The organism is Acidovorax sp. FHTAMBA (assembly GCF_038958875.1).
Classification (GTDB): Bacteria; Pseudomonadota; Gammaproteobacteria; order Burkholderiales; family Burkholderiaceae_C; genus Acidovorax.
This window is the reverse complement of the sequence record NZ_CP152407.1, coordinates 3,725,644-3,739,149: the sequence shown is the minus strand read 5'-3', so window position 1 is coordinate 3,739,149 and position 13,506 is coordinate 3,725,644. Positions and strand designations below refer to the sequence as shown.

The following is a 13,506-nucleotide window of genomic DNA, read 5'->3' as shown; positions in this document are numbered from 1 at the left end:
CTGCATAAGCGCTAGAGGCCAATTTCTATTGAAAATCAATGCAACATCAACGCACCAGCAGACTTGCTCTTGCCAGCGCGGGCGGGTGGGTTGCAAAGGCCGCAGGTGAAGTGGCGGTTCTCATACAGCTCGGTCACGAACTGGCCGCTGCACTGGCTGCACTTGGTGCGCGTGAGCATCCCGGCGTCCACAAACTTCACCAGGCGCCAGGCGCGGGTGAAAGACAGCAGGGGCTCGATCTCGGCCGTGGCCACTTGTTCGTTGTACAGGCGGTAGGCCTTGGTCAGCAGCTCCACTGAATCCAGGTCCACGCCCTTGGACAGGTATTCGTAGATGTTCAAAAACAGCGAGCTGTGGATGTTTTCCTGCCAGGTCAGAAACCAGTCGGTGGAAAACGGCAGCTGTCCCTTCGATGGCGACTTGCCCGCGATCTCCTTGTACAGCCGGATCAGGCGTTCGTACGACAGCGTGGTCTCGGACTCCAGCACCTGCATGCGGGCGCCCATCTGGATCAGCATCGCAGCGCGTTCGATCTGCCTGGACTCGTTCAGAACGCTCTTGACGGGGGCTTTGGCGGTGGTGGACATGGCGGGCTTTCAGGCAGGACGGGGATCAGGGTGGCGGTGGGGGCTCAGAGCACTTCCGACACGCGGCTGGCCATCAGGATGTTGGCGTGCAGCGTGTTGGTGGCTTCGTTGCCCACCTTCTTGGCCGAGTGGTTCGTGAGCAAGCTCCACACCAGGTTGTCGTCCACGCGGAAGCTGCAAAGAAGCGTGTTGCGGGAGGCCAGTTTCATCACTTGCGCTGCCGACAGTGATGCCAGAATGTCGGCAGACTCTTCGTTCATGCCCAGACGGAACACGGCTTCGGCCTTGTCCTGGCGAATCAGGGTCTGGGCCAGCATCAGGTAGGTGAGGTTGGCTTCGCGGATTTCGGCGAGGAGTTGTTCGTTGGTCATGGCGGCTTCCTTTTTTCCAGTACCGGGTCTTGCGTTTCCTGCTGACTGCAGGCTTTGCGTGATCCGTTGAAATGGATTGTGAAACCGCCCCAATCAGAAATTAAGTCGGGGTTTGGATGTGCCGCGCGTCTGGTTTCGCGGTGGGCCATGTAGGAATTTGCCCTACACGCGCATCAGATGCGGGCTGGCATTCCACCCGATGGCGCTTGCTGCAGCACCGGGCCCGGGCTGCCCCATTCTGTTCATGGTTTTGATAGCACCCTCAAAGCCATCTTTTTTGCACTTTTACAACCCGCGCCGTAGTGCTGTGCGCTGCATCAGCCTTTTTCGACCGGGCGCGCGGGGTCGGAACACCACTCGCTCCAGCTGCCCGCAAACAATGCTGTCGGGCCGAGGCCCGCCACCTCCATGCCCAGCAGATTGGGCACGGCGCTCACTCCGCTGCCGCACTGGTGCACCACGGTGGCGGGGTCGCGGCCCCCCAGCAGAGCTTCAAATTCGGCGCGCAGCACGGCGGCAGGCTTGAATCGGCCATCCGCGCCAATGTTGTCGGCGAAAGGGCGGTTGAGCGCACCCGGGATATGCCCCGCCACGGGGTCCAGCGGCTCGACTTCGCCCCGGTAGCGGGCACCCGCGCGCGCGTCGATCACGGTCTGGCCGGGCTGCTGCAGGCGCGCCAGCACCTCGCTGGCCGTAGCCAGCCGGCGCAGGGGGTCGCCCAGCTGGAAGTTGGTCTGGAAGTGCGCTGGCTCTTCGCCGCTGTTAACCGCGCCTCCGGCGGCCTGCCAGGCCTGCAGCCCACCGTCGAGCACGGCCACGGCATCGTGCCCCGCCCACTTGAGCATCCACCACAGGCGGCCACAGTAGTTGGCGCCCTGGCGGTCGTACACCACGGCCTGCATGTTGTTGGCAAAACCCACGCTGGACAGCCACATCGCAAAACGCTCGCGGCTGGGCAGCGGGTGGCGCCCGCCCGATGCAGGCTGGTCGGCTTCCTGCGCGGTCAGCGTGCCGTGTGCGCCGGGGGCACCGTGTTTGGCGCTCAGGTCGTTGTCGAGGTGGGCGTACACCGCGCCGGGGATGTGCGCCTCGCCGTATTGCTGGGCGCCGGCCGTGGGTTGCATCAGCTCAAAGCTGCAGTCAAACACCATCAGCGGTGCGCCGCTGGCGATCAGCGACTGCAGGTCGGGGGCAGGGATGAGGGTGGTGTAGGTGGTCATGGGCAGAGGAGGGTACGAAGTGACGGGATGTGCCGGACAGTGCTCCATTGTGTCCATCCTGGCGCGGCGTGTCCGGTGCAGTTCGTAACGGTTGTCGTATCTCTCAGTGTTCTTCTGCCGGTGCCCCCGGCGCAGCCCGCGCGCGCAGGATGGTGGCCACAATGCCGCTGCCCACGATGAGGGCCATGCCGATCCAGCCGATGGGTGGAATCTCGTCGCCAAACAGCAGCACGCTGTAGACGGCGGCAAAAACGATGCCGGAATACTGCAGGTTGGCAACCACCAGCGTGCCGCGCTGCGTTTTGGCGCTGGCGTAGGCACGCGTCATGCACAGCTGGCCACCGGCGGCCAGCACGCCAATGGGCAGCAGCCACAGCGCCTGCCAGCCGGGCCAGTCTGACATGCCGGTAAACAGCATGGCCCCACCGCCTGCCACGGCAGAGCCCACGGCAAAGTAGAAAACGGTGCGCGATTCTGGCTCGCCCAGGCGCGACAGCGCCACCACCTGCATGTAGGCAAAGGCAGCGGTCAGGCCGGACATCAGCCCGATCAGGCCCGCAAACGCCTGGTTCTGGTCCAGGCTGGGGCGCAGCATCAGCACCACGCCCACAAACCCCGTCAGCACGGTGACGATCAACGGCCCCTGGAAGGCCGGACGGGGCGCTGCCGCAGAGGGTCGCCACGCGAGCAGAGTGCCGCCCACCAGAAAGGCCGCGATCCAGACGCTGCTCATGTAATTGAGCGTCATGGCCGTGGCCAGCGGCAGGTGGGCAATCGCATAGAACCAGGCTCCCAGCGACGCCACGCCCACCAGGCTGCGCCACGCGTGCATGCCCGGATATCGCGTGGCCAGCGTCACCTTTTGTGACCGGGCCAGCAGCCACAGGATGAACATGCCGATGATGCCGCGGTAGCACACCAGTTCGGCCGCGTTGAAGAAATCCGATGCGATCTTGACGCACACGCCCATGCTGGCAAACAGGAACGCGGCCAACACCATCCAGAGGGCTTGCATCGGGTTGTAATCTCTTGAAGCGCACCGGCTGGTGCAGAAGTAAAAATAGCCGCCAGCGCTTGTTTACCAAGCGGCGGCAGCTATTGTAATGAGAGCAGGCCACAGCGGGCCTGCGGATTGGCGGGGTTTTGTCGCCGTATTCAGCGTTTCGGGACGCCGGCGCCCATCGCCTCGCGATACCACTCGTGAAAGTGCTGCATGCCGTCTTCCATGGGGCTCTGGTAGGGGCCCACCTCGTTGTCGCCGCGCTCCAGCAGCGCCTTGCGGCCGGCGTCCATGCGCTCGCCGATTTCGTCGTCCTCGATGCAGGTCTCCATGTAGGCGGCCTTCTGCGCCTCGACGAATTCGCGCTCGAAGGCGGCGATTTCCTCGGGGTAGTAGAACTCCACCATGTTCAGCGTCCTGGTGGGGCTGATGGGGTGCAGGGTGGACACGGTGAGCACATGCGGGTACCACTCGATCATGATGTGCGGGTACAGCGTGAGCCAGATGGCGCCGTACTTTGGCGGCTTGCCTTCACGGTAGTCCAGCAGCGCCTTGTGCCAGCGCTCGTACACCGGGCTGCCCGCCTTGCCCAGGCGGTTGGCCACGCCCACGGTCTGCACGGAGTAGTTCTTGCCAAACTCCCAGCGCAGGTCGTCACACGTCACAAAGCTGCCCAGGCCCGGGTGGAAGGGGCCGACGTGGTAGTCCTCCAGATAGACCTCGATGAAGGTCTTCCAGTTGTAGTTGCACTCGTGCAGCTCCACATGGTCGAGCACGTAGCCGCCAAAGTCCAGGTCGGCGCGCGGGCCCATCTGGGCCAGGTCGGCGGCCACGTCGTAGCCGTTGTCCTCAAACAGCAGGCCGTTCCACTCGCGCAGCTTGTAGTTGTTCAGGTTCAGGCACGGGTCGTGCGCGAAGTGGGGCGCGCCCAGCAGTTCGCCCTGGGGGTTGTACGTCCAGCGGTGCAATGGGCACACGATGTTGCCGCCCGCGCTGCCCTTTTGCTGCGTGTTCAGCGAACCCTTGCCCTTGAGCATGACGGCCTGGCGGTGGCGGCACACGTTGGAGATCAGCTCGATGCCGCCCTGGGCGTTGCGCACCAGCGCGCGGCCCTCTCCTTCCTGGGGCAGGGCGTAGTAGTCACCCGTGTTGGGCACGGCCAATTGGTGCCCCACGTAGCGGGGCCCGCGCTGGAAGATGGTATCCAGCTCGCGCTGGAACAGCGCATCGTCAAAATAGCTTGAAACTGGTAGTTGGCTTGCGGCCTGCTGCAGTTGAAGACTTAAATCAGACATGGGTGACCTGACCTAAAGACTCCCCACAGAGAGTGCGGGAGGTGCGCCGGGAAGGCACATCTGGAAAAAGAAAACCGGCTCAGAAGGTGGCCGGCTCGACGGGAATGGGATTATAGGCGGTGGGGTTATTCCCGCACCCCCGCTACGTGAATAGAAATCGTCGGTTCCAGAAAATAGAGGCCTCCTACGGATCTGCTGCTGTCTGACACGGGCGCCACAGCGCTGCGCCTAAAATCACCGGTTTTTCACCCGCGCACTGCCGCCCCCTCCATGCCCAAGGCCCCCGCAACACCCCTTCCTCCCGCCGAACCCGCCAGCTACGAGGCGGCGCTGGAAGAGCTGGAGCAACTCGTGGCCCGCATCGAGTCGGGCCAGTTGCCGCTGGACCAGATGCTGGCCGGCTACCAGCGCGGCGCCACGCTGCTGGCGTTTTGCCGCCAGCGGCTCGATGCCGTGCAGGACCAGATCAAGGTGCTGGACGAAGGGCAACTGCAACCATGGAACCAGGAATGAGCGCGGTGCCCATGATTTCCGAATGCCAGTCGCTGGACATGACCGCCTGGACCCAGACCCGCCTGGCCCGCGTGGAGCAGGCCCTGTCGCAATGGGTGGGCGACGGCGCACCCGCCGGGCTGGGCGACGCCATGCGCTATGCCGTGCTCGATGGCGGCAAGCGCCTGCGGCCGCTGCTGGTGCTGGCGGCCTACGAGGCGGTCTGCAGTGGAGCCACGGCGTCTGAGGTGCATGACGATGCAGCCCTGCGTGCGGGCATGGACGAGGCGGCCCTGCGGGCCGGTTTGGACGAAGCAGCCCTGCGGGCCGCGTGCGCGGTGGAGCTCATCCACGCCTACTCGCTGGTGCACGACGACATGCCCTGCATGGACAACGACGTGCTGCGCCGTGGCAAGCCCACCGTGCACGTGCAGTTTGGCGAGGCCCAGGCGCTGCTGGCGGGCGATGCGCTGCAGGCCTTTGCTTTTGAGCTGCTCACGCCGGACGGCAGCGCGATTCCTGCCGCCACACAGGCCACGCTGTGCAGGCTGCTGGCGCGGGCCGCAGGGTCGGCCGGCATGGCGGGCGGGCAGGCCATCGACCTGGCCAGCGTGGGTGTGGCGCTGACCGAAGACCAGTTGCGCCAGATGCACCGGCTCAAGACCGGCGCGCTGCTGCAGGGCAGTGTGCTCATGGGGGCGGCATGCGGCCACGCTGTGGGCGCGGCCTACCAGGCGCTGTCCGACTACGGGGCGGCCATGGGCCTTGCGTTCCAGGTGGTGGATGACATCCTGGACGTGGTGGCCGATTCCGCCACGCTGGGCAAGACAGCGGGCAAGGATGCTGCGGCCGACAAGCCCACCTATGTGTCTTTGCTGGGGCTCGCGCGGGCGCAGGCCTATGCCCAGGAGCTGCTGGCCGAGGCGCATGAGGCCCTCGCCCGCAGTGGCCTGCCGGATACCCGTGCGCTGGCGGCCCTGGCCGACATGGTGGTGCGCCGCTCGCATTGAACCCGGCCCGATGACCCGTGCTGCACCCTGATCATGTCCGCTGCAGTCAATTCAATGCCAAATCGGCCTCCAGCGCTTATCTGTAAAGCGCTGGCAGCTATGAAAAGAATAGTCAATGTCCACGATGTCCTTCCCCCTGCTGCAAACCATCAATGACCCGGCCGACCTGCGCCAGCTTTCGCGCGCAGACCTCAAGGCCCTGGCGACCGAACTGCGCGGATTTGTGCTGGAAAGCGTCTCCCAGACCGGTGGCCATTTGAGCTCGAACCTGGGAACGGTGGAGCTAACTGTGGCACTGCACCACGTCTTTCATACGCCGGAAGACCGCCTGGTGTGGGACGTGGGCCACCAGACGTACCCGCACAAGATCCTGACGGGCAGGCGCGACCGCATGCACACGCTGCGCCAGTTGGGCGGCATCTCGGGCTTTCCGCAGCGGGCCGAGAGCATTTACGACACCTTTGGCACGGCGCATTCGAGCACCAGCATCTCGGCCGCGCTGGGCATGGCGCTGGCCGCCAAGCGCAAGGGCGAAAACCGCCACGCCGTGGCCATCATCGGAGACGGTGCGATGAGCGCCGGCATGGCGTTCGAGGCCCTGAACAACGCCGGCGTGGCCGACTGCAACCTGCTGGTGGTGCTCAACGACAACGACATGAGCATCAGCCCGCCCGTGGGTGCGCTCAACCGCTACCTCGCGCAGCTCATGAGCGGCCAGTTCTACGCCGCCGCCAAGAATATGGGCAAGACCGTGCTGCGGCCCGTGCCGCCGCTGCTGGAGCTGGCCAAGCGCTTTGAGCAGCAGGCCAAGGGCATGGTGGTGCCCGCCACACTGTTCGAAAAATTCGGCTTCAACTACATCGGTCCCATCGACGGGCACGACCTCGATTCGCTGATCCCCACCCTCGAGAACATCAAGAGCCTCAAGGGTCCGCAGTTCCTGCACGTGGTCACCAAAAAAGGCCAGGGCTACAAGCTGGCCGAGGCCGACCCTGTGGCCTACCACGGCCCCGGCAAGTTCGACCCCAGCGTGGGCCTGACCAAGCCCGCGACGCCGCCCAAGCAGACGTTCACCCAGGTGTTCGGCCAGTGGCTGTGCGACATGGCTGCACAGGACCCGCGCCTCGTGGGCATCACCCCGGCCATGCGCGAGGGCTCGGGCATGGTCGAGTTTGAAAAACGCTTTCCGGACCGCTACTACGACGTGGGCATTGCCGAGCAGCATGCCGTCACGTTCGCGGCGGGCATGGCCTGCGAGGGCGTGAAGCCCGTGGTGGCCATCTACTCCACCTTCTTGCAGCGCGGCTATGACCAGTTGATCCACGACGTGGCGCTGCAGAACCTGCCCGTGGTGTTTGCGCTGGACCGCGCCGGGCTGGTGGGCGCAGACGGCGCCACGCATGCAGGCGCTTATGACATTCCGTTTGTGCGCTGCATCCCCAACATGAGCATGGCCTGTCCGGCGGACGAGCGCGAATGCCGCCAGCTGCTCAGCAGCGCCTTCGAGCAGGACCACCCCGTCGCGGTGCGCTACCCGCGCGGCAGCGGCGCTGGTGTGGCGCCCCTGGCGGCGCTGGAAGGCCTGCCCTTTGGCAAAGGCGAGATCCGCCGTGAGCGCCAGGGCGGCGACCCGAAGGCGCCACGCATTGCCATCCTGGCGTTTGGCACGCTGCTGTATCCCGCGCTGCAAGCGGGCGAGGCACTGGATGCCACCGTGGTCAACATGCGCTGGGCCAAACCCATTGACGAAGCCTTGCTGCGCGAGGTGGCCGGGCGCCACGATGCCCTGGTCACGCTGGAAGAAGGCGCCATCATGGGTGGCGCGGGCAGTGCGGTGACCGAGGCGCTCAACGGCATGGGCATCGTGCGGCCGGTGCTTCAGCTGGGCCTGCCCGATGTATTCATCGAGCACGGCGACCCGGCCAAGTTGCTCGCGCTGCAAGGGCTGGATGCAGCAGGCATTGAAAAGTCCGTGCGTGCTTTCAGCGCGGGGTTGGTGGCGGCGCCTTCTGCCGGTACGGCATAGGCTCACTGGGGTATCCGACAACCCGGCCCCCAGTCGCTTGCTCCTAGAATCGTACCGGACCGCAGCCATCTCGCTTCGGCGCTGCGCTCGCGGGGTGGCACCGCCACCGTACTGGAGACAAACCCCATGGATCGTCGTTCCGCCATTCGGCACGCTGGCATTGCTGGTGTGCTCGCGACCGGACTCGCGCCTGCCGTGCAGGCGCAGCCCGTGGTGCGCTGGCGCCTGGCGTCGAGTTTTCCAAAATCGCTCGACACGATTTACGGGGGTGCTGAGGTTTTTGCCAAGGCCGTGAAGGAGCTTTCGGGTGGCAGATTCGAAGTGGTGGTGCACGCTGCGGGCGATCTGATGCCCGCCTTTGGCGTGCTGGAGGCCGTGCAAGGCGGCCAGATCGACATTGCGCACACAGCGCCCTACTACTTTTATGCGCAAAACCAGGCTTTTGCCCTCGGGTCTGCGATTCCGTTTGGTTTCAACGCCCGGCAAATGAATGCCTGGATGCTGCGCGGCAACGGGCGCAGGCTGATGGACGAGTTCTACGCGGGCTACAACATCGTCAGTTTTGCGGGCGGCAACACCGGCACGCAGATGGGCGGCTGGTACCTCAAGGAGATCAGGGATGTCTCTGACTTCAAGGGCATGAAGATGCGCCTGGGCGGCGGGCTGGTGGGCGAGGTGATGGCCCGCATGGGCGCGATCCCCGTGGACATGCCGGGCGGCGAGATCTACAGCGCCTTGCAAAAGCGGGCCATCGACGCGGCAGAGTGGGTGGGCCCCTATGACGACCAGAAGCTCGGGTTCAACAAGGTGGCGCCTTTTTACTACTACCCCGGCTGGTGGGAGGGCGGGCTGGAGCTGGATTTTTTTGTGCACCGCAAGGCCTTCGATGCGCTGTCGGCCGAGCACAAGGCCATCGTCAACGCGGCGTCGTCGCTGGCCCACGCGGACATGCTGGCCAAATACGATGCGCTCAACCCCAGCGCACTCAAGCAGCTTGTGATTGCCAAGACCAAGGTGCTGCCGTTCTCGCTGCCGGTGCTCGACACCGCTTTTCGCACCGCCATGGAGATTTTTGCGCTGAACGAGGCGCGCAGCCCGGAGTGGAAAAAGATCTACACGGACATGCGCAATTTCCAGCGCGACCAGATCTTCTGGTTCCGGTTTGCGGAAGCCCGCTACGACAGCTTCATGTCTGCCCAGCGGATCTGAACGCGTATCCAAACGCGCTGTCAGGCCGCGCAGCGCCTGCCGATGCTTGCAGAACCCTGAAGTCCTCGGGCGCAGCGCCCCGTTGCGGGGGAAAACCCGCACGACCGGGTGCGGTCATGTTTCTACAATCCCTCAGGGTCAATACCCTTGGCGGGAGGCGCACAACGCTCTCCGGTCGAGTTTCGCAAACAATACTTCGGAGAGAACCTCATGGATCGTCGCTCAATCATCAAACAGGCTGGCATTGCCGGCGTGCTGGCTGCAGGCGTTGCGCCCGCTGTACACGCACAGGCCGCAGTGCGCTGGCGCCTGGCTTCCAGCTTCCCCAAGTCGCTGGACACGATTTTCGGCAGCGCCGAAACCATGGCCAAGGCCGTCAAGGCCATGTCGGGTGGCAAGTTTGAAATCACGGTGCACCCCGCAGGCGAGCTGATGCCCGCGTTTGGCGTGGTCGATGCCCTGCAGGCCGACACCATCGACATGGCACAGTCCGCGGCCTACTACTTCACGGGCAAGGATCCGGTTTTTGCCTTCAGCTGCGCCGTGCCCTTTGGCCTGACCGCACGCCAGACCGCCTCCTGGAAGAAGTACGGCAACGGCGCCAAGCTGATGGATGCGTTCTTTGAAAAGTACAACTTCCACACCGCCAGCGGCGGCAACACCGGCACGCAGATGGGCGGCTGGTACCGCAAGGAAATCAAGACGGTTGCAGACCTCAAGGGCCTGAAGATGCGCATGGGCGGCGGTGTGTTCGGCGAGGCGATGGCCAAGCTGGGCGTGGTGTCGCAGAACATGCCCGCTGGTGACATCTACCAGGCGCTTGAAAAGGGCACGCTGGACGCGGCCGAGTTCGTGGGCCCCTACGACGATGCCAAGCTGGGCTTTGCCAAGGTGGCACCGTTCTACTACTACCCCGGCTGGTGGGAAGGTGGCGCGGATCTGGAGTTCTTCGTCAACAACAAGAAGTACGCCGCCCTGTCGGAAGAGAACAAGGCCATCCTGAATGCCGCCATGGCTGTGGCCGCAACGGACATGACCGCCAAGTACGACGCCTACAACCCGATCGCGCTCAAGAAGCTGGTGGCAGAAAAGACCAAGCTCACGGCTTTCCCCAAGGCTGTCATCGACGCCGGCTTCAAGGCTTGCATGGAAGTTTATGCAGAGCACAACGCCAAGTCGCCCGAGTTCAAGAAGATCTACGACGACATGCGTGCCTTCCAGCGTGACCAGATCCTGTGGAACCGCTTCTCCGAGTATCCGTACAACCAGTACATGAACGGCGTGAAGATCTGACCGATCTTTGCCGGGGGCAGCAGCCAGGAGTTGCTGCCCGTTCCATCTCAGAAAAGCCGCGCATGTCGCGGCTTTTTTGCGTTTGCGCCAGGCCCAGCCTGTACGGCGCATGCCCAGGCCTTCGCGCAGGCGGTCGGGGCTGCCAACGGCCCAAGTTCATGGGTAAAAAATGCTATGAAAAGAAGAGCTGCTAGCGCATGCTGGTAAAGCGCTTGCGGCATATTTGACCCAGATATTCGTTAGGCCACCCGTGCTGCCACCGTGCAGCCACCCGGCGATACATCAAACACAGTTTTTATTGTGCGGGGACGCGCCGCACGCACCCGCCTGGCGCTTTGCGGGTGCAACCTGGCAGGTCGCACGGTGGTGTTGTGATTCGCGAGGTGGTTTGCCGGCTCGTGCCGCCAGATCGTGTGTGCTGCGCGCAAAGAAAAAGGCCCCGCAGGGCCTTGGGTGGGAGCAGGGGGTTGGGGCGCGCGCGCACTGCGCCGCCCATTCCCCTCGGGTGGCCCGTTTCAGTTCGCCGGTTTCTCCAGCGCGTCCTGCATCGCCTTCATCGGATCGTCTGCGGGTGCTTCGCTGCCTGCGGGTTCGCCGCTGGCAGGGGGTGCGTCTGCCCCGGGTGCCTCGGCGGGTTCCTCGCTCGCTCCGAAGGGCTCTTCTCCGTACGATTCACCGTCTGACGGCGATCCCAGCGACTCGCGCATCTGGTCGCCCAGGCTCTCCATGTTGTATTCCACCTTCTTGTCCAGCGCACCTGTCACGAGCTGCGGGAAGGCGATCAGCAAGCCCACCATGGTCAGCTGGATCACCAGGAACGGAATGGCGCCACGGTAGATCTGCATCGTCGTCACGGGCTCCATGCGCTTGCGCGTGATGCGGTCCACATAGGGCTTGTCGGGCGCCACCGAGCGCAGGAAGAACAGTGCAAAGCCGAATGGCGGGTGCATGAACGAGGTCTGCATGTTCACGGCCAGCAGCACGCCGAACCAGATCAGGTCGATGCCCAGCTTGTCGGCCACCGGGGCCAGCAGTGGCACCACGATGAACGACAGCTCGAAGTAGTCCAGGAAGAACGCCAGGAAGAACACCATGACGTTCACCGCGATCAGAAAGCCCACCTGGCCGCCGGGCAGGTTCGTCAGCAGGTGTTCCACCCAGATCGGGCCGTCGGCCGCCTGGAACACCAGGCTGAAGGTGGTGGCGCCGATCAGGATGAACATCACGAAGCTCGACAGCTTGGTGGTGGATGCCAGCGCCTGTTTGAGCAGCTTCATGTCCAGGCGCTTGCGGCTCCAGCCCATGATCAGTGCACCCATGGCGCCCATGGCGCCGCCTTCGGTAGGGGTGGCAATGCCCAGGAAGATCGTGCCCAGCACCAGGAAGATCAGCAGCAGCGGGGGAATCAGCACAAAGGTCACACGTTCGGCCAGGCGCGAGAGCAGGCCGAGCTTGAAGCCCTTGTTGAGCAGCGCGATGGCCAGCGCCACGGCGGTGCCGCCGCACATGGCGACCACCACTTTTTCGTCAGTGGCCACAAACGTGACGGGCTGGCCTTGCCACCAGCTGTGCACGTCCTCCATGTGGCGGGCCAGGAAGATCGACACCGTGGCCGAAAGCCCCGCCAGCACGCCCAGCGAGGTGTAGCCGCCACTGCCATCGGCTTCGCGGTAGGTGCGGGCTTCAGGGGGCAGGGCAGGCACCTGGTGGGGCTTGAAGACGGCCAGCAGCATGACGTAGCCCACGTACATGCCCATCAGGATAAAGCCGGGGATGAACGCGCCCTTGTACATGTCGCCCACGCTGCGGCCGAGCTGGTCGGCCATCAGGATCAACACCAGGGAGGGCGGGATGATCTGCGCGAGCGTGCCAGACGCCGCAATGACGCCGCTGGTCAGGCGCCGGTCGTAGCCATAGCGCAGCATGATGGGCAGGGAGATCAGGCCCATCGAGATGACCGATGCTGCCACCACGCCCGTGGTGGCCGCCAGCAGGGCGCCCACAAAGATCACCGCCAGTGCAAGGCCGCCGCGCATGGGGCCGAAAACCTGCCCCACGGTGTCCAGCAGATCCTCGGCCATGCCGCTGCGCTCCAGGATCAACCCCATGAAGGTGAAGAACGGCACCGCCAGCAAGGTGTCGTTGGCCATGATGCCAATGAGGCGCTGCGGTAGCCATGCCAGCACCGAGCTGGGGAAAATGCCCATCTCAATACCAATGACCCCGAAGAACAGGCCGCAGGCCCCCAGGCTGAACGCCACCGGAAAGCCCAGCAGCAGGAACATGATCAGCCCCGCAAACATGAAGGGGGCGAAATTGGTCGCAAAGAATTCCATGGTGAAGGTGCTCCGGGCTCAGCGTTGGGGCGTGGCAGATGGGGTGGCGCCGGCCGCCTGGGCGGCGGCTGCCTCCTCTTGCTGCTGGCGCAGGAGCTCGGCCAGCTCCTCCTCGGAAGATTTCTCCACCAGACGGCCCATGGGGTCGGGCCCTTGCCCGCGCAGGAAGGCGATGCGCTTGATGAGTTCAGACCAGCCCTGCAGCATCAGCAGCGTGAAGCCCACGGGCAGCGCCACCCACACGGGCCAGCGCACCAGGCCGCCGGGGTTGCCCGACATTTCGCCGGTTTCGTACATCTGTATCACCAGGGGCGTTGCGAGGTACAACACCAGCACACACAGCGGCGTGAGGAAGAGTGTGAATCCCACGATGTCGATCCACACCTGCACACGCTTGGGCAGGCGGCTGTTGACCACGTCGATGCGCACGTGCTCGCGGTGCAACAGGGTGAACCCGGCTGCGGCCAGAAACGACCAGGCGTACAGGTACCACTGGGCTTCAAGAAACGCGTTGGAGCTGACGCCAAAGATCTTGCGAACCAGCGCGTTGATGGCACTGACGGCGGTGGCCGCAAAAATGAGCCAGATGACGTATTTGCCAACGAAGGCGTTGAGCCCGTCGATGGCGCGTGAGAATTTGAGTAAGGCCTGCATGGTGTCTCCAGAG

At 64.4% G+C, this 13,506-nt stretch carries 12 protein-coding genes; 5 read left to right on the top strand and 7 right to left on the bottom strand.

The features are described 5' to 3' along the window. Positions 1-35: 35 nt before the first annotated feature. From flhC to AAFF19_RS17435, 5 genes are all read right to left on the bottom strand, one after another. Positions 36-587 carry a flagellar transcriptional regulator FlhC gene (flhC, locus tag AAFF19_RS17455; protein WP_182119893.1) on the bottom strand — a complete coding sequence of 184 codons (552 nt, stop codon included), beginning with the start codon at positions 585-587 and terminating at the stop codon, positions 36-38. A 44-nt stretch (positions 588-631) separates the two neighbouring features. Further along, a complete protein-coding gene (gene flhD, locus AAFF19_RS17450) occupies positions 632-958 on the bottom strand; it encodes a flagellar transcriptional regulator FlhD (RefSeq protein ID WP_008902803.1) in 327 nt (108 codons plus the stop codon). A gap of 317 nt (positions 959-1,275) precedes the next feature. Next, positions 1,276-2,178, bottom strand: a complete 903-nt coding sequence (locus AAFF19_RS17445) for a sulfurtransferase (RefSeq protein ID WP_182119894.1) — start codon at positions 2,176-2,178, stop codon at positions 1,276-1,278. A gap of 103 nt (positions 2,179-2,281) precedes the next feature. After that, the gene (locus tag AAFF19_RS17440) at positions 2,282-3,193 is read right to left on the bottom strand and encodes a DMT family transporter (protein WP_034692327.1); all 912 of its coding nucleotides are present in this window, start codon (positions 3,191-3,193) and stop codon (positions 2,282-2,284) included. Between the two features lie 140 nt (positions 3,194-3,333). Continuing rightward, on the bottom strand, positions 3,334-4,473 hold the full coding sequence (locus tag AAFF19_RS17435; RefSeq protein WP_182119895.1) for an aromatic ring-hydroxylating dioxygenase subunit alpha: 1,140 nt from the start codon (positions 4,471-4,473) through the stop codon (positions 3,334-3,336). A gap of 270 nt (positions 4,474-4,743) precedes the next feature. On the opposite strand from AAFF19_RS17435, the gene xseB reads away from it, so the two are divergent. The 5 genes from xseB to dctP (AAFF19_RS17410) all read left to right on the top strand — a co-directional run bounded on the left by xseB (position 4,744) and on the right by dctP (AAFF19_RS17410) (position 10,503). Beyond that, a complete protein-coding gene (gene xseB / locus AAFF19_RS17430) occupies positions 4,744-4,986 on the top strand; it encodes an exodeoxyribonuclease VII small subunit (protein ID WP_008902807.1) in 243 nt (80 codons plus the stop codon). A gap of 11 nt (positions 4,987-4,997) precedes the next feature. Continuing rightward, positions 4,998-5,975 carry a polyprenyl synthetase family protein gene (locus tag AAFF19_RS17425; RefSeq protein ID WP_246330950.1) on the top strand — a complete coding sequence of 326 codons (978 nt, stop codon included), beginning with the start codon at positions 4,998-5,000 and terminating at the stop codon, positions 5,973-5,975. A gap of 115 nt (positions 5,976-6,090) precedes the next feature. Continuing rightward, positions 6,091-8,001: a 1-deoxy-D-xylulose-5-phosphate synthase gene (gene dxs, locus AAFF19_RS17420; RefSeq protein ID WP_182119897.1), complete on the top strand. Its 1,911-nt coding sequence runs from the start codon at positions 6,091-6,093 to the stop codon at positions 7,999-8,001. 126 nt (positions 8,002-8,127) lie between these two features. Then, complete coding sequence (gene dctP / locus AAFF19_RS17415; protein ID WP_182119898.1) at positions 8,128-9,210, top strand: TRAP transporter substrate-binding protein DctP; 1,083 nt, start codon at positions 8,128-8,130, stop codon at positions 9,208-9,210. A 210-nt stretch (positions 9,211-9,420) separates the two neighbouring features. Next, positions 9,421-10,503 carry a TRAP transporter substrate-binding protein DctP gene (dctP, locus tag AAFF19_RS17410; RefSeq protein WP_008902811.1) on the top strand — a complete coding sequence of 361 codons (1,083 nt, stop codon included), beginning with the start codon at positions 9,421-9,423 and terminating at the stop codon, positions 10,501-10,503. 515 nt (positions 10,504-11,018) lie between these two features. On the opposite strand, the gene AAFF19_RS17405 is transcribed toward dctP (AAFF19_RS17410), so the two are convergent. Next, the gene (locus tag AAFF19_RS17405) at positions 11,019-12,839 is read right to left on the bottom strand and encodes a TRAP transporter large permease subunit (protein WP_182119899.1); all 1,821 of its coding nucleotides are present in this window, start codon (positions 12,837-12,839) and stop codon (positions 11,019-11,021) included. Positions 12,840-12,857: 18 nt separating this feature from the next. Beyond that, positions 12,858-13,493, bottom strand: coding sequence for a TRAP transporter small permease subunit (locus tag AAFF19_RS17400; protein ID WP_008902813.1), 636 nt, complete (start codon positions 13,491-13,493; stop codon positions 12,858-12,860). Positions 13,494-13,506 lie beyond the last annotated feature (13 nt).